The following is a 17,274-nucleotide window of genomic DNA, read 5'->3' on the forward strand; positions in this document are numbered from 1 at the left end:
GATTCCCGATTCCCGATTCCCGATTCCCGATTCCCGAATCCGGCATTCGTGCGCGTCTCTTGAGTATGCTGCGTGCGTGAGCCGCGACCACGATCCGCAGATTCCGCCCGCTTCCGGCGAAACGCCGGCACCCCGGCCGGACGGCAGGCGCGAACCGGTCCTCGGCGAGTTCGGCGCCTGGCGTCCCGGCAGGCGCCGCATGTCCCGCGGCCGGGGAACGGAGGCCGGGTGGCAGTGGCAGCGCCACTGGCCGTGGCTGGCGGCGACGCTGGGGGCCTTCCTGCTGCTGTTGCTCGTCTTGCGCGAGCCGCTGGCCGAACGCCTGTGGCCGCAGCCGCGCGCCCAGGAGCTGCGCGAGGCCGCCGCCGCGGCGCTGCAGCGCGGCCACCTGAGCGCCGCCGACGGCAGCGGTGCCCGCGAGCTGTACGAGGCCGCGCTGGCGATGGAACCCGACCGCAACGAGGCCCGGCAGGGACTGGCGCAGGTCGCGCTGGCCGCCCTGACGCAGGCCGAAAACGCCACCCGGCAGAACCGCTTCGACCAGGCCCACCGGGCGCTGCGCCTGGCGCGCGAACTGTCGGCGCCGCGCGACGTCACCCAAGCCGCCGCCGACGCCCTGCGCGTGCGCGAGGCGGCCCATGCCGGGCTCGACCGCATGTGGGCCCGCGCGCAGCGGGCGCACGAGGCCGGCCGCCTGCATGGCGCCGAAGACGCCGCGTTGCCCCTGTACCGGCGCATCCTGCAACTGGACCCGGGCAACGACGACGTGCTGCGCGCGCGCGAGGACGCGATCGGGCAACTGTTGCAGGACGCACGCGACGGCCTGCGCCGCGGCGAGTTCGCGCCGGCCGCCGCGGCGATCGCGGTGGCCCGCGAACACGACCCCGGGCACGTCGATCTGCCCGACACCGAGGCGCGGCTGGCCGAGGAGCGCGACGCTGCGCTGCGCAGCGCCACCGAGGACCTGGAGGCAAACCGCCTGGACTCGGCCGAGCGCGGTTTCCGCCGGTTGCTGGACATCGATGCCGATGCGCCCGACGCGCGTTCCGGCCTGGTCCAGGTCGGCGTGGCCCTGGCGCGGCGCGCCGAGCGGCTGGCGGCCGACTTCCGTTTCGCCGACGCCGACGTCGCCATCGCGCGGGCCCGGGCGATGGCGCCGGAGCACGCGGCGGTGCGCGATGCGACCCAGCGCATCGAGCACTCGCGCCGGCTCAAGGCGCAGCTGGAGCCGGCCCCTTCGTCGCGGCAGCGGCAGCAGCGGGTCGACGGGCTGCTGCGCGACGCCGCCGCGGCCGAGCAGCGTGGCGACCTGCTGGCGCCGCCGGGCGACAGTGCCTACGACAAGCTGCGCGCTGCCCGGGCCCTGGCGCCGGACGATGCGCGGGTGCGCCGCGCGACCGACCGGCTGCTGCCGTTCGCGCGCGATTGCTTCGAGCGCGAATTGCGCAGCAACAGTCTCGGCCGCGCCCGCGCGTGCCTGGACGTCCGCGCCACGCTGGCCGACGACCAGGAGGCCCTGGCGCAGGCGCGGCGGCGCCTGGCGCAGCGTTGGCTCGCGATCGGCGAGGAGCGCCTCGCCGCGGGCGAGGTACAGGCGGCGAGATCGGCGCTGCGATCCGCGCGCGAGGTCGATGCTGCGGTGCCCGGGCGTGCGGAGTTCGCCGAACGGCTGCGCGCGGCGTCGGTATCGGGCGACTGAGCGGGGTCAGGCGCGTGCGGCGACGGCCCGCAGCAGCGCGTCCAGCCGGCCGGCGATCTGCCGCCATCCGTATTCGCCGACCGTCTCGGGGCCCAGCGCCAGTTCCCGGTCCAGGCAGCCTTGCACCTTGTTCCGCGCCAGCGCCAGCAACCGCGCGCCGATGGCCTCGGCGTCGTTGTGGCAGGTCCAGCCGCGCCGCAACCGCACGACCATGGGGGCGACCGGGTCGTTGCCGTTGCCCAGGTGCAGGATCGGCCGGCCGGCCCCCAGGTACTCGTAGAACTTGCCCGGGATCTGGGTGGCGTCGTCGTTGGCGATGTTGATCAGCACGTCGGCCCGCCGCTGCAGGTCCAGGATCGCGCCGTGCGGCAGGAAACCGAGCAGGCGGATCCGCTCCGGTGCAGCCTTCGCCGCCGAGACGATCGCCTCGGGCACGGTCACCGCGGCGATGCTGAGCCGGAGCGCCGGATGCGCCTCGAGGGCCCGTATCAGCGCGTCGGCGCGGCGGAAGCTGTAGAAGCTGCCGGTGTACAGCAGCTCGAGCCGGTCGCGCTCGAAGATCCCCGGCGGCGTGGTCGCCCGCGTGCGTGGCCGGTCGTCGAATCCCTGCGGCAATACGCCGACGTCCGCGCGGCGGCCATGGCGCTGGCGCAGCAGCTCGGCGGCGCCGGCGTTGGTGACCGTGACCAGGTCGGCGCGGTCGCAGACCTGCTTCTCCAGCCGCCCGGCGCGATCGCGCCATTGCGGCGCGACATAGCCCGCCAGCACCGGATCGCCGAGATCGGCCACCCAGCGCAAGCCCCGTGCCTGCGCCGACAGGCCGAGTTCGAGCGTGGTGGCGGGCTCGTGCGAACTGATCACCAGATCGGGAGCGATGCGCTCGAGCAGCGGCCCCAGCGCGCGTTCCGCCCAGAACCGCCATTCGCCGCGGACGTCGGGAAACCAGACGCGCTGCGCCGCCGCCTGCACCACCTCGGACGCCTGCTGCTTCCAGTTGCGCGGAGGGCGCAAGGCAGCGGCGCCCGCTCCGGGATCGGTGGATGCGGGAGGGGCCGTCCGCGCAGGCGCGGCAGTCGCCGTCCGGCGCCGCTTGCGGACGAACGCGAGCATTCCCCGCACCGGCCCCGGGAAGGTGCGGTGCACGCGCACGCTGTCGGGCAGGGCCGGCAGCCCGGGCGTCTCGCCGCCCAGGTCCGGCGCCAGCACGTGCACCTCGTGCCCGAGCGCGGCGAGCTCGCGCGCGAGATAGGTCCAGCGCAGCGACTGCGGCGACGGGCTGGGCGGAAACTCGTAGGCGATCAGCAGCAGGCGCATCAGCCGGAGGCGGGCGGCAGGGAGGCGGCGATCGTGGCGCGCGCGGCCTCGAACGAGAAGTGCCGGCGCACGTTGTCGCTACCGGCGCGCGCCAGCCGCGACCACAGCGCCGCGTCGCCATGCAGGCGGACGACCGCATCGGCGAACGCCTCGGCGGCGTCGGCCACCAGCAGGTCGTCGCCGTCGCGCAGGTGCATGCCCTCGGCGGCGCACGAGGTCGCCACCACCGGCATGCCGGCGGCCATGCACAGGTTGATCTTGCCCTTGACCCCGGCGCCGAAGCGCAGCGGCGCCAGGCCGACACGGCACCGGGCCAGCAGCGGCCGGAGGTCTGGCACGTGTCCGTGAAGTTGCACGCCGGATGCGAGCGGAGCATCGGCGGCCGCAGCTTCGGACATGCCCTCTCCGACGATGTGCAGCATGCAGCCGGGCATATGGGCGCGGACGCGCGGAAAGATTTCGGCCAGCAGCCAGTGCACCGCATCCACGTTCGGCGGGTGCCGCGCACCGCCGACGAACAGCAGGCCGCTGCGCTGCGGGAACGGCGCCGGCGCGTCTTCGGCCTCGTGCAGGTTGGGCAGGACCTCGATCTGCGCGGTCGGCAATGCCCCACGCAGCAGTTCGGCTTCCACGGTGCTGACCACCCAGGCCACGTCCGCGGCCGCCACCGCCTGCAGTTCGCGCTTGCGGGTGACCGCCGCCAGCCGCCTGAGCCGACCGTCGTCGCGCAGGTCGGCCTCGCGCCGTTCGCGCAGGTGGTGGAGGTCCACGGTATCGAGCACGACCCGCAGCGCGGGAGCGACCTGCCGCGCCAGCGGGATCAGGAATTCGGCCAGGTGATAGCGGCTGACGACCAGCACGTCGTAGTCGCGCAAGTGTTGCGCGAACCAGCGCGGATAGGCTTCGGCGCCTGCATGCACGGCCACGCCGAGGCCGCGCAGGGCCTGCGCGTATTCGCCGGCCTCGGCGCGATCGTCGGGCAGGAAGTCGACCCGGTAGCCGTCCGCGCGCAGCAGCCGCATCAGGTTGAACGCCCGCAGCGAGCCCGAGTCGCGGTCGGGCCGCGGCGTGGCGACGTCGATCAGCAGGACGCGACGGCCGCGGCCGGGCGGCTGCGATGCCTGCAGCCGCGGCACCGGGGCGGATGCCGGCCGCGGCGGCGCCTGCAGCCGCGCCAGCATGCCGCGCCATCCGCGCGCGTGCAGCGCCAGGCGCAGCCGGTGCAGGCGGGCGCGCAGCCGGCGCCAGTGATACGTCAGGGTCGGGAACACGGCGTCGGCTGTCGCTCGCAATCTGAATGGTCGGTCACCCGCGGCGCGATCGCGCCGGCGCCGCTGCGCTAGACTCGCGGGAATGCCCATTGTCGCATCCCGCGCGTGCGCGTCGTACCGGATTCCGTTCACCCGTGCGGAGTAGGTCGCGTCGGGGCCGAGGACGCACAGACCCCAGGTTCATGGCCCGCATCGATTACGACGAAGACGATCACGACCACCGCGCGCGCGCCGACTGGCGACGGCGGATCCTCACCTGGGGGCTGGCCGCGGTCGGTCTCGGCCTCGGCTTGCTGATCCCCTACACCCTGTACCTGAACCAGCAGGTGAGCCGGCGTTTCGGCGAGCTGCAATGGCAGGTGCCGACCCGGGTCTACGCCCGGCCGCTGCAGCTGGCGCCGGGGCTGGCGATGGACGCGCGCACGCTGCAGGTCGAGCTCGAATCGGCCGGCTACCGCGCGGGCGGCGGCGAGCGCGCCGGCACCTGGTCCGGCGGCGAAGGCGAATGGGTGATCGCAAGCCGCGGCTTCCAGGACGTGGACGGCGCCGTCGCGCCCTCGCGGCTCGAGGTCGCGTTGTCCGGCGGCCGGATCTCGCGCCTGCGCGATGCCGGCAGCGGCAAGGCGGTCGAACGCGCGCGGCTGGACCCGGCGCGGATCGCCACGCTGTACGGCCAGAAGCAGGAGGAGCGGCGGCTGGTGCGGATCGAGGAGGTGCCGATGCTGCTGACCGACGCGCTGCAGGCGGTCGAGGACCGCGATTTCGCCCACCACCACGGCATCGACCTCAGCGGCATGCTGCGCGCCGCCTGGGTCAACCTGCGCGCCGGCGAGGCGAAGCAGGGCGGCAGCACCCTGACCCAGCAGCTGGCGCGCTCGGGGCTGCTCGGCATCGGCCGCGAGCAGACCTATGCCCGCAAGTTCAACGAGATCCTCTACGCGCTGCTGATCGAGGCGCGCTACGACAAGGGCACCATCCTCGAGGCCTATCTCAACCAGGTCTACCTGGGCCAGCGCGGCGCGCAGGCGATCCACGGCGTGGCCGCCGGCGCCGAGTTCTGGTTCGGGCGCCGGCTGGCCGACCTGGAGACCGAGCACATCGCGCTGCTGGTGGGGATCATCCGCGGTCCGTCGTACTACGATCCGCGCCGGCACCCGGAGCGCGCCCGGCAGCGGCGCGATTTCGCGCTGGCGCAGATGCGCGAAAGCGGCCTGATCGACGCCGCCGAGTTCGAGCGTGCCGTCGCCGCGCCGCTGGGCATCAGCAACTCGCCCGGAAGCCTGGCGGCCAACCGTTTCCCCGCCTACGTCGACCTGGTGCGGCGGCAGCTGGCGCGCGATTACCCGTCCGACGCCCTGCAGGGCGCCGGCCTGAGCGTGATGACGGCGATGTCGCCTTCGGCGCAGGCGTATGCCGAAGGCGCGGTGCGGCGCACGCTCGAAGCGCTGGGCAAGGACAAGCGCCCGTCGCTGCAGGCCGGCCTGGTGCTGACCGACGTCGACAACGGCGAGGTGGTCGCGGTGGTCGGCAGCCGCGATCCGACCCAGCACGGCTTCAACCGCGCGATCGAGGCGCACCGCCCGGTCGGCTCGCTGCTCAAGCCGTTCGTGTACCTGCTGGCGCTGGCGCAGCCGGCCAGCTACTCGCTGGCGACCTGGGTCGACGACGCGCCGGTCACCGTCACCCTGCCCAACGGCAAGCGCTGGACGCCGGTCAATTCCGACAAGCGCAGCCACGGCAGCGTGCGCCTGATCGACGCGCTGGCGCGCTCCTACAACCAGGCCACGGTGCGCATCGGGATGCAGGTCGATCCGCGCCGGCTGGCGGACCTGCTGCGCACGTTGGCCGGGATCGAGGCCGACCCCAACCCGTCGCTGATCCTGGGCTCGGTCGACCAGAGCCCGTACGCGATGGCGCAGCTGTACCAGTTCCTGGCCTCCGGCGGCGAGATCCAGCCGCTGCGGCTGGTGCGCGGGGTGCTGGATCCGGACGGGCGCACCGTCAACCGCTACGATCAGGCGCCCGCCGATGCCCAGGAGGGCGACGCGGTGGCCGCGCGCCTGGTCACCCTGGCGCTGCAGCATGCGGTGACCTCCGGCACCGGCCGCCAGCTGGTCAACGACGGCCTCGGCCGGCTCAAGCCCGCCGGCAAGACCGGCACCAGCAACGACGGCCGCGACAGCTGGTTCGCCGGCTGGACCGGCGATCACCTGGCAGTGGTGTGGATCGGCAACGACCAGAACGAGTCCACCGGCCTGTACGGCGCCACCGGCGCGATGCGGGCCTGGTCGGACCTGTTCGTGCGGCTGCCCAGCGCGCCGCTCGAGGTGGGCGACGGCGGCCTGGACTGGCAATCGGTGGTGCAGAGCTTCAGCACCGACTCCGGGTGTCCGCAGGCACGCCGTTTCCCCTTCGTCGAAGGGTTCGCGCCGCCTTACCAGCCTTGCGACTATGGTCGGCCCGACCCCTACTACGACGCCTACGGCGAGTCCGATGGCGCGCAGGTCCCGCAGCAGGGACAGCCGGCGCAGCAGCAGGCGCCGGCACGCGGCTGGCGGCGCTGGTTCGGGCTCGGCAACCGCGAGCCGCCGGCCGAGGCCGCGCCCGTCGCCGAACCAGAAGGCCAACCCGTTCCGCAATCCGAAGACGAACCATGAGCAGACGCCTCGCCGCCTTCCCGCCGCATGCGGCTCCGATCCTGCTGGCCCTGGCCCTGGCGGCCTGCGCCAGCGCGCCTGCCGATGCGCCCGTTGCGCGCGGAACGGAGATCCCGGCGGAACGGATGGTCGCGAGCATCCGGGCGGCCGCCGGCGACGGCGAAGGCGAACTGGCGGTGCAGCCGCTGCGCGATCCGCAGGTCGAGGACCTGCGCCAGCAGGCGGCGCGGCTCGAAACGCAGCGCGACTACGCCGGCGCCGCGGACGCGCTCGACCGCGCGCTGCGGATCGTCGACGACGACCCGGCGCTGCTGCAGGAGCGCGCCGAAGTCGCCCTGCTGCTGGGCGACTACGCCACGGCCGACCGGCTGGCCCGGCGCGCCTACGCGCTCGGTGCGCAGGTCGGGCCGCTGTGCCGCCGGCACTGGGCCACCCTGGAGCAGCTGCGGCTGAGTGAAGGGGATGCGGACGGCGCGGCGTCGGCGCGGGAACAGATCGACGGCTGCAAGGTCGCCGGTCCCGTGCGGTACTGAGCATGCGGCGTCGAGTCCGCGGCGGGAGCGCGCGCCCGCGCCCGTCGCCACCGCGCGGGAAGACGCCGTGAGCCCGGATCCTGCCGCGGCCATCGCCGGCGACACGCTGTCGGAGGCCGGCCGCGCCGCGTTGGGCGAGGGCGGCGCGCTGGCGGGGAAGATCGCCGCGTTCGTGCCGCGACCGTCGCAGCAGGCGCTGTCGGCTGCGATCGCCGCCGCCTTCGAACGGCGCGGCGCGCTGCTGGCCGAGGCGGGGACCGGGACCGGCAAGACCTTCGCCTACCTCGTGCCGGCGCTGCTCTCCGGCCTGAAGACCATCGTCTCCACCGGCACCCGCGCGCTGCAGGACCAGCTCTACCACCGCGACCTGCCGCGGGTGCGCGATGCGCTCGGCGTCGGCCTGAAGAGCGCATTGCTGAAGGGCCGTGCCAACTATCTTTGCCGCTACCGGCTCGAGCGCGCCAAGGGCGAGCCGAAGATGTTCGCCGGCGCGTTCGCCTCGCGCGAGCAGGTGGCGCTGTTCCAGCGCGTCGTCGCCTGGGCCGGGCGCACGCGCATGGGCGACCTGGCGGAGCTGGAAGCGCTGCCGGACGACTCGCCGCTGATCCCGATGGTGACCTCCACCGTCGACAACTGCCTGGGCAGCGAGTGCCCGTTCTGGAGCGAGTGCTTCGTGGTGCAGGCGCGGCAGCGCGCGCAGTCCGCCGACCTGGTGGTGGTGAACCATCACCTGCTGCTGGCCGACCTGGCGCTCAAGCAGGAAGGCTTCGGCGAGATCCTGCCGGGCGCGCAGGCGTTCGTGGTCGACGAGGCGCACCAGCTGCCCGAACTCGCGGCGCAGTTCTTCGGCGAGGGGCTGAGCGCGCGCCCGCTGGTCGAACTGGCGCGCGATGCGCTGGGCGAATGCAAGGAGGTCGAGGGATCGCTGGCGGTGCTGCAGGCGCCGGCGCGCGACCTGGAGCAGGCGGTGCGCGGGCTGCGCGCGGCGATGGAGGCGCTGCCGCCGCGCGGCACCCGCGACCGCGCCCTGGACGACGCGGCGGTGGACGAGGCGCTGGCGGCACTGGCCGCGGCGCTGCGTGGATTCGCCGCGGCGGTGGCGCCGCTGCGCGAAGCGGCGCCTGGGTTCGACGCCTGCCACGCGCGCACGCTGGAGTTCTGCAATCGCCTTTCGCGATGGCGGCAGGACGGCGCCGCGGACGCCGCCGCCGAAGGCGACGCCGATGATGCGCCGGCGCCGCGTGACCTCGCCGAGGATGCCGACGACGTGCGCTGGTACGAGCTGTCGCCGCGCGGCTTCCGCCTGCAGCGCACGCCGCTGGACGTCTCCGGTCCGCTGCGCCAGCACCGCGAGCAGTCGCGCGCGGCCTGGGTATTCACCTCGGCGACACTGGCGGTCGGCGGCCGTTTCGACCACATCGCCGCGCGCCTGGGGCTGGATGCGCCGGAGACCCTGCTGGCGCCGAGCCCGTTCGACTGGAACACGCAGGCGCTGTGCTACCTGCCGCCGCGGCTGCCGCAGCCGGCGGCGCGCGACTACACCGGCGCCGTGGTCGATGCGGTCTTGCCGGTGCTGCACGCGTCCGGCGGCCGCGCCTTCCTGCTGTTCGCCTCGCACCGCGCGCTGCGCGAGGCGGCGGCGCTGCTGCGCGGCGGGCCTTGGCCGCTGTTCGTGCAGGGCGAGGCGCCGCGCCACGTGCTGCTGCAGCGCTTCCGCGAATCCGGCAACGGCGTGCTGCTCGGCGCCGCCAGCTTTCGCGAGGGCGTGGACGTGGTCGGCGCCGCGCTCAGCGTGGTGATCATCGACAAGCTGCCGTTCGCGGCGCCCGACGACCCGGTGTTCGAGGCGCGGCTGCAGGCGATCCGCCGCGCCGGCGGCAACCCGTTCCCGGACGAGCAGCTGCCGCAGGCGGTGATCGCGCTCAAGCAGGGCGTCGGCCGCCTGATCCGCAGCGAGAGCGATCGCGGCGTGCTGGTGCTGTGCGATCCGCGCCTGACCGGGAAGGGCTATGGCCGGGTGTTCATGGAATCCATGCCGCCGTTCCCGGTCACCCGCGAGGTGGCGGACGTCGAGGCGTTTTTTGGCGGGTCGGGAATCGGGAGTGGGGAATAGGGAATCGTTGAAGCAAAAGCCGGAACAAAAGGCAGTGACCCCGTATGCTCTTCCCGATTCCCGATTCCCGATTCCCGATTCCCGATTCCCGATTCCCGATTCCCGATTCCCGATTCCCGATTCCCGATTCCCGATTCCCATGATCCTCCTCGCCTTCGAAACCGCCACCGAGGCCTGCTCCGTCGCGCTCTGGAACGACGGCGCCGTGCTGGAACGCTTCGAGCTCGCGCCCAGGCGGCACGCCGAACTGGCGCTGCCGTGGGCGGAGGCGCTGCTGGCCGAGGCCGGGATCGCCCGCGCGCAGCTCGATGCGGTCGCGGTCGGCCGCGGGCCCGGCGCCTTCACCGGCGTGCGCCTGGCGATCGCGCTGGCGCAGGGGATCGCGCTGGCGCTGGACCGGCCGGTGGTGCCGGTGTCGACCCTGGCCGCGCTGGCGATGCGGGCCGCGCCCGGGCGCCTGGAGCCCGTGCGCATCCTCGCTGCCATCGATGCGCGCATGGGCGAGGTCTACAGCGGCGCCTTCCGCCGCGCCGACGGGCGGCTGTCGGCGCTCTCGGCCGAGTCGGTCGCCGGTCCCGGCCAGGTCCCGCTGCCCGACGACGCGCCGGGATGGTGGGGAGCGGGGACCGGCTTCGCCGCCGTCGAGGGCGCGCTGTCGACGCGCCTGGGTCCGCGCATGAGCGGCATCGACGCCGCCGCATTGCCGCGGGCCGGCGACGTCGCGCGGCTCGCGGCGCCGGAGCTGGAGGCCGGCCGCGCGATCGCGCCGGAGCGGGTCGAGCCCGCCTACCTGCGCGACCGGGTCGCCCTGACGTCCGCCGAGCAGCAGGCCCGGCGGGCCGCGGACTAGCTTCGGCGCCGCCGCCGCGGCGTCCGGCGCGAACTCCGCCGGCGCGGACCGGTCCGAACATCCGCCGCGGCCGTCGCGCGGCTTCCCCCGGGCAGTGGAGACCTCATGGACATCGCCGAATCCGACCGCAGCAAGTCCCGCACGGCGCTGGACCGGGTCCGCGCCGAGCTGCTGCCGCTGCTGGTGCTCGCGGCGCTGATGCTGGCGGCGCGCTCGTCGTTCGCCAACCACTACCACGTGCCCAGCGGCTCGATGCAGCCGACGCTGCAGCCCGGCGACCGGGTGGCCGTGGACATGACCGCCTACGGCGTGCGGATCCCCTTCACCCTGGTCGACGTGGTGGCGCGCGGCGGTCCGCGCCCCGGCGAGGTGGTGGTGTTCGACTCGCCGGCCGACGGCACGCGGTTGATCAAGCGGGCGGTGGCGGTGGCCGGCGACACGGTGGAACTGGTCGATGGCCGCCTGCGTATCAACGGCGCCGCCCTGCAGCCGGACGGCATGATCGACGTCGAGCGCTTCGGCACGCGCGAGGTGGCGCTGGACCTGCGCCACGGCGGCGGCCCCGGCATCGTGCCGACAGTCGTGCCCGACGGCATGGTGCTGGTGCTCGGCGACCATCGCGGGCGCAGCGCCGACGGCCGCTACTTCGGGCTGGTGCCGGAGCGCGAGTTCTACGGGCGCGCGGTGGCGGTGTACCACCGCCGCGGCGAGGGCTTCGTCTGGAAGCGCCTCTGAAGAGCGGGAATGGGGAATCGGGAATAGGGAATCGTTGAAGCAAAAACGGCAACGGAAGCGGCAGCGGTCCCCTATGTTTTTTCCGATTCCCTATTCCCGATTCCCCATTCCCGGTTCCATCAGCCGTCGATCAACTCGCCCGCCGGCAGGAACTGCCAGGTCCGGGTGACGTGCAGGATGTCGACCTCCTCGTCGGTCCTGGGCAACGGCGGGTAGGGCTCGGCGAGGCGGGCGATGCGCAGGGCGGCGTCGTCGAGCAGGCGGATGCCGCTGGAGCGGATCACCTGCGCGTTCTCGACCGAGCCGTCGCGGCGGATCGCCACGCTGATCACCAGCTCGCCGGCCAGCTGCCGGCGCCGCGCCTCGTCGGGATAGTTCAGGTTGCCCACCCGCTCCACGCGGTCCACCCAGGTGCGCAGGTAGGCGGCGTAGGCGTACTCCTGGGTGCTGGCGGAGACGAACTTGCGCTTGGGCCGCTTGGCGTAGCGCTCGGAACGCAGGTGGATCTCCGCGGCCAGCCGTGCCATCTCCATGTCGCGCTCGATCCGGTCGCGGCCCTCGGGCAGCAGCGAGGGATCGGCCTGCGGGGTCGGGTCGGGCGCGACGACCTGCTGCTCGCCGCGGCGGCTGCTGATCACCCGAGCCTGCGGCGGCGGCCGCGCGTCCGGCGATTGCGCGCGCAGCGGCTCCGGTGCGATGCCCGGTTCGTCCTGCGGCGCGTGGCCGAGCTGCGACTCGCGCGGACGCCGGCTCTGGTCGTGCTCGCCGCCGCCCTGGTTGCTCGCCTGGGCGAGGAAGTCGGCCTGCGACTGCGTCAGCGGGCTGGTGGTCTCGGTCAGGATCACGTCCAGCGTCGGCAGCACCGGCGCGGCGTCGTCGAGCGCGAAGCCCAGGCCCAGCACCAGCATGCCGTGCAGCAACAGCGACAGCACCAGGGTCGCGCTCAGGCGCTCGCGATCGCCGATCGGCGGCGGCGGAATGGCGACGACGGCGTTCATACGCCGTGGAGGAACGCCGTCTTGCCGCCGACCCGCGCGGATCCACGCGGATGGGGCAGGGCCGCTCGTGGAAATGCCTGATCCGTGTTCATCCGCGCAAATCCGTGGCTAGTTGCTTCCACCATCCGGCGCCTCGATCGCGGCGAACAGGTCGCCGGCGATGTCGAGGCCGAACTGCGCATCGAGTTCGCGGATGCAGGTCGGGCTGGTGACGTTGACCTCGGTCAGCCAGTCGCCGATCACGTCCAGGCCGACGAAGACCATGCCGCGGCGCTTCATCTCCGGGCCCACCTGGGCGGCGATCCAGCGGTCGCGCTCGCTCAGCGGCCGGCCCTCGCCGCGGCCGCCGACGGCCAGGTTGCCGCGGAACTCGTCGCCCTGCGGGATCCGCGCCAGGCAGTACGGCACCGGCTCGCCCTCGATCAGCAGGATGCGCTTGTCGCCGTCGGCGATCTCGGGCAGGTAGCGCTGCGCCATCGCGGTTCGACTGCCGCCGTGGGTGAGCGTTTCCAGGATCACGTTGATGTTGGGGTCGCCGGCGCGGGTGCGGAAGATCGAGCGTCCGCCCATTCCGTCCAGCGGCTTGAGCACGGCGTCGCCGTGTTCGGCCACGAAGGCCTTGAGCGCGGCCGCCTCGCGGCTGACCAGGGTCGGCGGGCAGCACTGCGGGAATTCCAGCGCGGCCAGCTTCTCGTTGAGGTCGCGCAGGCCCTGCGGGTCGTTGACCACGCGCGCGCCGGCGCGCTGCGCCAGCCCGAGGATCTGGGTGTCGTAGACGTACTCGGCGTCCACCGGAGGGTCTCGGCGCATCAGCACCACGTCGCCGGGCCCGAGGATCCGCTGCGACACCGGTCCCAGTTCGTACCAGTCCTCGGGGTCGTCGCGGACCGCCAGTGACGCAACGCGCGCATTGGCGACGCCGTTGGTCACCGCCAGCCCGCCGGGCAGGACGTAGTGCAGGCGATGGCCGCGGCGCTGCGCCGCCAGCAGCATCGCGAAAGTCGAATCCTTGGCGACCTTGATCGACCCGATCGGGTCCATCACGACGACGACGTCGAGCGGCATGGCGGGTGACGGTGTGGGAGACGCAGCGATGTTAGCAGCAGGCGCGGAGTGCGACGCAGTGCCGCCAACCGGGGCTCGCGGCGGCGAGCCCCGCGTGCGAAGCTTGACAGTGCGCCGGCCGACTGGGATATAAGACGGTTTGCAGCGATGTCGGCCGTCGGGAACATCGCGCCAGGGGATCATTGATGACGCAAGACGAAAAACGCGCCGGCAGCCTCGATGGCTTGCGGGTGATGGTGATCGACGACTCGAAAACCATCCGCCGGACCGCGGAGACGCTGCTCAGGCGCGAGGGGGCCGAGGTCACGACCGCGGTCGACGGCTTCGAGGCGCTGGCCAAGATCGCCGACCAGCATCCGCAGATCATCTTCGTGGACATCATGATGCCGCGGCTGGACGGCTACCAGACCTGCGCCCTGATCAAGAACAACCAGCTTTTCAGGCAGATGCCTGTCATCATGCTGTCGTCCAAGGACGGGCTGTTCGACAAGGCGCGCGGCCGCATCGTGGGCTCGGAGCAGTACGTCACCAAACCATTCACGCGCGAGGAACTGCTCGACGCGATCCGCAAGCACGTCAACGCCTGACCGGGGGGAAGGGCAATCCATGGCACGCATCCTGTTGATCGAAGATTCGCCGACCGATGTCGCGGTCCTGACGCAGCTGCTCGAGCGCAACGGCCATCAGGTATTGACGTCGGCCAGCGCCGAGGACGGCATCGAGGTCTGCCGGCGCGAGCGCCCGGACCTGGTGCTGATGGACGTGGTGCTGCCCGGCATGAACGGCTTCCAGGCCACCCGCGCGCTGTCGCGCGACGCCGATACCAGCGCGATCCCGGTCGTCATCGTCAGCACCAAGGGCATGGACACCGACCGCGCCTGGGGCATGCGCCAGGGCGCCAAGGGCTACCTGGTCAAGCCGCCGAGCGAGGAAGCGTTGATCGGCAGCATCGACGAGCTGCTCGGCGCCGCGACATGAAGACGGCCGGCGCACCGCGGCTTTCGGACGATCCGTTCGGCGCACTGCTCGACTACGAGCGCCGGAGCCTGGTCCACGTGGCCGGCCTGCCGGAGCAACTGGATGCGCCCGGCCTGTGGCGCGGCGTCGGCTACCGTGTCGGCGATCACCGCCTGGCCTCCGGCTTCGACGAGGTGATCGAGATCCTGCCGATGCCGCAGATCACGCCGGTGCCCGGCGCGCAACCGTGGATGCTGGGCGTGGCCAACATCCGCGGCAACCTGCTGCCGATCGTCGACCTCAAGCAGTTCCTGGAAGGCGCGCGCACGGTGCTGCACGAAAGCCAGCGCGTGCTGCTGGTGCGCCAGCCCGGCGGCGATGTCGCGGTCACGATCGACGAACTGTACGGCCAGCGCAGCTTCCTCGAGGAGCAGCTGGTGCCGGTCGAACGGCTGGCGGAGGGACGCTATGCGCATTTCCTCGATCGCGCCTACCGGCTCGGCGGGGACGAGTGGGCGGTCTTCAGCCTCGACCGGCTGGCCCGCACGCCCGAATTCAGACAAGCCGCGGCCTGATCGCCGCATCGAAAGAACACAGGGGTAACGCCATGAGCACCGTATTGGACACCGTCGCCGGCAAGGGCCGCACTCTGGGCACCAACTTCTGGCTGACCGTGCTGGCGATCGCGCTGCTGGTCTTCGGCGCCAACACCGGCTACGCGATCTGGAAGGCGGCGCGGCTGGGCGGCGCCAGCACCGCGGCCTCCAGCCTGCAGGTGAACTCGCAGCGGCTGGCGATCCAGGGCCGCGAGGCGGTGGCCGGCGACGCCGAGGCCTATGCCGCGTTCAAGGCGACCAAGGCGCAGATCGACGGCGACGTCGCCGGGCTCAACGCCAACTTCGGCACCACCGCCGGCGTCGCCGGGCCGATCCGCAGCGTGAGCGAGACCTGGGCGCCCCTGGAGCAGCACGCGCAGCAGGTCATCGCCAGCGAGCAGGCGGTGCTGGCGCTGGCCGGGAATGCCGAACGCTTCACCCAGCGGGTGCCGCAGCTGCAGGCGCAGCTCGACGAGCTGGTGCGGGCGATGTCCAACAGCGGCTCGCCGGCCTCGCAGGTCTACATCGCGCTGCGCGAGGTGGTGCTGGCCTCGACCATGGCCCGCCGCGTCACCGAGATCCAGGCCGGCGGCGCAGGCGCGGCGATCGCGGGCGAGGCGCTGGCGCGCGACGTCGGCGTGTTCGAGCAGGTGCTCGAGGGGCTGCGCGCCGGCGACGAGGGCATGAACGTGCAGGCGCTCAGCAACAGCGGCTCGCTGGCCGCGCTGGAGAGCGTCGGCGAACTGTGGGCCGAGATGAAGCAGGACCTCGACGCCATCCTCGGCAGCGCGCAGAACCTGTTCGGCGCCCAGGCCGCGGCCGCGGCGCTGACCGCAGGCTCCGACCAGTTGCTGTCCGACAGCGAGGCGCTGTTCCAGGCGTTCACCGCGTTCGGCTCGCTGGCCGACACCAGCATCCTCGGCAACGTCTGGATCAGCATCGCCGCCGGCGCGCTGGCGCTGGCCGCGATCGTGCTGCTGGTGCTCAGCCTGAACCGCGCGCAGAAGCAGCGCTACGAAACCACCATGGAGCTCAACAACCGCAACCAGGAGGCGATCATGCGCCTGCTGGACGAGATGGGCTCGCTGGCCGAAGGCGACCTGACCGTCAAGGCCACGGTGACCGAGGACATGACCGGCGCGATCGCCGACTCGATCAACTTCGCGGTCGAGCAGCTGCGCAACCTGGTGCAGACGATCAACGACACCTCGGTGCAGGTGTCCTCCAGCGCGCAGGAGACCCAGGCCACCGCCATGCACCTGGCGGAGGCCGCCGAGCACCAGGCGCGCGAGATCACCTCGGCCTCGACCCGGATCAGCGAGATCGCGGCCAGCATCGACCAGGTGTCGAGGAACTCCGCCGAGTCGGCCGACGTGGCGCAGCGCTCGGTGCAGATCGCGACCAAGGGCGCGGGCGTGGTGCGGCAGACGATCCAGGGCATGGACTCGATCCGCGACCAGATCCAGGAGACCTCCAAGCGCATCAAGCGGCTGGGCGAGTCGTCCCAGGAGATCGGCTCGATCGTGGAACTGATCAACGACATCTCCGAGCAGACCAACATCCTGGCGCTGAACGCGGCGATCCAGGCGGCGTCCGCGGGCGAGGCCGGCCGCGGATTCGCGGTGGTGGCCGACGAGGTGCAGCGCCTCGCCGAGCGCGCCTCCAACGCCACCAAGCGCATCGAGACCCTGGTGCAGACCATCCAGAGCGATACCAACGAGGCGGTCAGCTCGATGGAGCAGACGACCTCCGAGGTGGTCGCCGGCGCGCGCCTGGCCGAGGACGCGGGCACCGCGCTGGGCGAGATCGAGAGCGTGTCGACCAGCCTGGCCGACCTGATTCAGGGCATCTCCAGCGCCGCGCAGCAGCAGTCGGCCGCGGCCTCCAACATCACCCAGGCGATGAACACGATCCAGTCGATCACCGCGCAGACCTCGCAAGGCGCCAGCCAGACCGCCGAGTCGATCGGCAACCTGGCCCAACTCGCCGCCGACCTGCGCCGTTCGGTGGCCGACTTCAAGCTGCCGGCCTGACCGCGGCCGGCCGCCAGGACGAGACGAACACGAGCATGAAGCGCACCGGTAACGCCTGCAGCAGCGCGCGCGCGCATCTCCTCGGGAGGGCGCGATGACGGCGCTGCGCGACGCGATCGACTACACCACGCTCGGCTGGATCAAGCCGGAGCTCGACGAGACGCTGCAGCAGGCGCGGATCGAGATCGAGGCGTTCGTCGACGATCCCACCGACATCAGCCGCATGCGTTTCTGCGTCGGCTACCTGCACCAGGTGCAGGGCACCTTGCGCATGGTCGAGCTGTATGCGCCGGCGATGGTCGCCGAGGAGATGGAGCGGCTGGCGCAGGCCCTGCAGGAGGGCGCCACCCGCGACCGCGACGGCGCCTGCGCCTCGCTGATGCGCGGCGCCGTGCTGCTGCCCGACTACCTGGAGCGCCTGCAGGGCGGGCACAAGGACATCCCGATCGTGCT

General features: G+C 72.7%; 14 protein-coding genes. 10 read left to right on the forward strand and 4 right to left on the reverse strand.

Annotation, left to right across the window (positions count from 1 at the left end; all coding sequences use genetic code 11):
- Positions 1-76: 76 nt before the first annotated feature.
- Complete coding sequence (locus tag U3649_RS07215; RefSeq protein ID WP_407354179.1) at positions 77-1,699, forward strand: hypothetical protein; 1,623 nt, start codon at positions 77-79, stop codon at positions 1,697-1,699.
- 6 nt (positions 1,700-1,705) lie between these two features.
- Here U3649_RS07215 and U3649_RS07220 read toward each other — a convergent pair whose 3' ends face one another.
- Together U3649_RS07220 and U3649_RS07225 are read right to left on the reverse strand one after the other, a co-directional pair.
- A complete protein-coding gene (locus U3649_RS07220; protein ID WP_407354180.1) occupies positions 1,706-3,013 on the reverse strand; it encodes a glycosyltransferase in 1,308 nt (435 codons plus the stop codon).
- Positions 3,013-4,284, reverse strand: coding sequence for a glycosyltransferase (locus U3649_RS07225; protein ID WP_407354181.1), 1,272 nt, complete (start codon positions 4,282-4,284; stop codon positions 3,013-3,015). Before U3649_RS07225 ends, U3649_RS07220 begins: the two co-directional genes overlap by 1 nt.
- Positions 4,285-4,466: 182 nt before the next feature.
- Here U3649_RS07225 and mrcB point away from each other — a divergent pair, with 182 nt between their 5' ends.
- From mrcB to lepB, 5 genes are all read left to right on the forward strand, one after another.
- Entirely contained in the window at positions 4,467-6,941 is a 2,475-nt protein-coding gene (gene mrcB / locus U3649_RS07230) for a penicillin-binding protein 1B (RefSeq protein ID WP_407354182.1), read from the forward strand.
- Positions 6,938-7,474, forward strand: coding sequence for a tetratricopeptide repeat protein (locus tag U3649_RS07235; protein WP_407354183.1), 537 nt, complete (start codon positions 6,938-6,940; stop codon positions 7,472-7,474). The genes mrcB and U3649_RS07235 overlap by 4 nt, the downstream gene beginning before the upstream one ends.
- A complete protein-coding gene (locus U3649_RS07240; RefSeq protein ID WP_407354184.1) occupies positions 7,404-9,587 on the forward strand; it encodes an ATP-dependent DNA helicase in 2,184 nt (727 codons plus the stop codon). The genes U3649_RS07235 and U3649_RS07240 overlap by 71 nt, the downstream gene beginning before the upstream one ends.
- 139 nt (positions 9,588-9,726) lie before the next feature.
- On the forward strand, positions 9,727-10,437 hold the full coding sequence (gene tsaB / locus U3649_RS07245) for a tRNA (adenosine(37)-N6)-threonylcarbamoyltransferase complex dimerization subunit type 1 TsaB (protein WP_407354185.1): 711 nt from the start codon (positions 9,727-9,729) through the stop codon (positions 10,435-10,437).
- 105 nt (positions 10,438-10,542) lie between these two features.
- Positions 10,543-11,172 (forward strand): signal peptidase I, encoded by a 630-nt coding sequence (lepB, locus tag U3649_RS07250; RefSeq protein ID WP_407354186.1) that lies wholly within the window; start codon positions 10,543-10,545, stop codon positions 11,170-11,172.
- 119 nt (positions 11,173-11,291) lie between these two features.
- Here lepB and U3649_RS07255 read toward each other — a convergent pair whose 3' ends face one another.
- Positions 11,292-12,170, reverse strand: a complete 879-nt coding sequence (locus U3649_RS07255; RefSeq protein WP_407354187.1) for an energy transducer TonB — start codon at positions 12,168-12,170, stop codon at positions 11,292-11,294.
- A 108-nt stretch (positions 12,171-12,278) separates the two neighbouring features.
- Complete coding sequence (gene gshB, locus U3649_RS07260; protein ID WP_407354188.1) at positions 12,279-13,235, reverse strand: glutathione synthase; 957 nt, start codon at positions 13,233-13,235, stop codon at positions 12,279-12,281.
- A gap of 185 nt (positions 13,236-13,420) precedes the next feature.
- Between gshB and pilG the strand changes: the two genes are divergently transcribed.
- The 4 genes from pilG to U3649_RS07280 are packed head-to-tail and all read left to right on the forward strand — an operon-like array spanning position 13,421 to position 16,821.
- Positions 13,421-13,822 carry a twitching motility response regulator PilG gene (pilG, locus tag U3649_RS07265; RefSeq protein WP_407354189.1) on the forward strand — a complete coding sequence of 134 codons (402 nt, stop codon included), beginning with the start codon at positions 13,421-13,423 and terminating at the stop codon, positions 13,820-13,822.
- 19 nt (positions 13,823-13,841) lie between these two features.
- Positions 13,842-14,213 carry a response regulator gene (locus tag U3649_RS07270; RefSeq protein ID WP_407354190.1) on the forward strand — a complete coding sequence of 124 codons (372 nt, stop codon included), beginning with the start codon at positions 13,842-13,844 and terminating at the stop codon, positions 14,211-14,213.
- Positions 14,210-14,767, forward strand: a complete 558-nt coding sequence (locus U3649_RS07275; protein WP_407354191.1) for a chemotaxis protein CheW — start codon at positions 14,210-14,212, stop codon at positions 14,765-14,767. Before U3649_RS07270 ends, U3649_RS07275 begins: the two co-directional genes overlap by 4 nt.
- 32 nt (positions 14,768-14,799) lie before the next feature.
- A complete protein-coding gene (locus tag U3649_RS07280) occupies positions 14,800-16,821 on the forward strand; it encodes a methyl-accepting chemotaxis protein (protein ID WP_407354192.1) in 2,022 nt (673 codons plus the stop codon).
- The last annotated feature ends 453 nt before the right edge of the window (positions 16,822-17,274 follow it).

The sequence above is a fragment of the Luteimonas sp. R10 genome, from assembly GCF_045689605.1.
Classification (GTDB): Bacteria; Pseudomonadota; Gammaproteobacteria; order Xanthomonadales; family Xanthomonadaceae; genus Luteimonas.

What these genes read in the sequence shown, in the direction of transcription:
- U3649_RS07280 (WP_407354192.1), top strand. Translation starts at nt 14,800, where the DNA reads ATGAGCACCGTATTGGACACCGTCGCCGGCAAGGGCCGCACTCTGGGC.
- gshB (WP_407354188.1), bottom strand. Translation starts at nt 13,235, where the DNA reads ATGCCGCTCGACGTCGTCGTCGTGATGGACCCGATCGGGTCGATCAAG.
- U3649_RS07240 (WP_407354184.1), top strand. Translation starts at nt 7,404, where the DNA reads ATGCGGACGGCGCGGCGTCGGCGCGGGAACAGATCGACGGCTGCAAGG.
- U3649_RS07275 (WP_407354191.1), top strand. Translation starts at nt 14,210, where the DNA reads ATGAAGACGGCCGGCGCACCGCGGCTTTCGGACGATCCGTTCGGCGCA.
- U3649_RS07235 (WP_407354183.1), top strand. Translation starts at nt 6,938, where the DNA reads ATGAGCAGACGCCTCGCCGCCTTCCCGCCGCATGCGGCTCCGATCCTG.
- pilG (WP_407354189.1), top strand. Translation starts at nt 13,421, where the DNA reads ATGACGCAAGACGAAAAACGCGCCGGCAGCCTCGATGGCTTGCGGGTG.
- lepB (WP_407354186.1), top strand. Translation starts at nt 10,543, where the DNA reads ATGGACATCGCCGAATCCGACCGCAGCAAGTCCCGCACGGCGCTGGAC.
- mrcB (WP_407354182.1), top strand. Translation starts at nt 4,467, where the DNA reads ATGGCCCGCATCGATTACGACGAAGACGATCACGACCACCGCGCGCGC.
- U3649_RS07220 (WP_407354180.1), bottom strand. Translation starts at nt 3,013, where the DNA reads ATGCGCCTGCTGCTGATCGCCTACGAGTTTCCGCCCAGCCCGTCGCCG.
- tsaB (WP_407354185.1), top strand. Translation starts at nt 9,727, where the DNA reads ATGATCCTCCTCGCCTTCGAAACCGCCACCGAGGCCTGCTCCGTCGCG.
- U3649_RS07255 (WP_407354187.1), bottom strand. Translation starts at nt 12,170, where the DNA reads ATGAACGCCGTCGTCGCCATTCCGCCGCCGCCGATCGGCGATCGCGAG.
- U3649_RS07270 (WP_407354190.1), top strand. Translation starts at nt 13,842, where the DNA reads ATGGCACGCATCCTGTTGATCGAAGATTCGCCGACCGATGTCGCGGTC.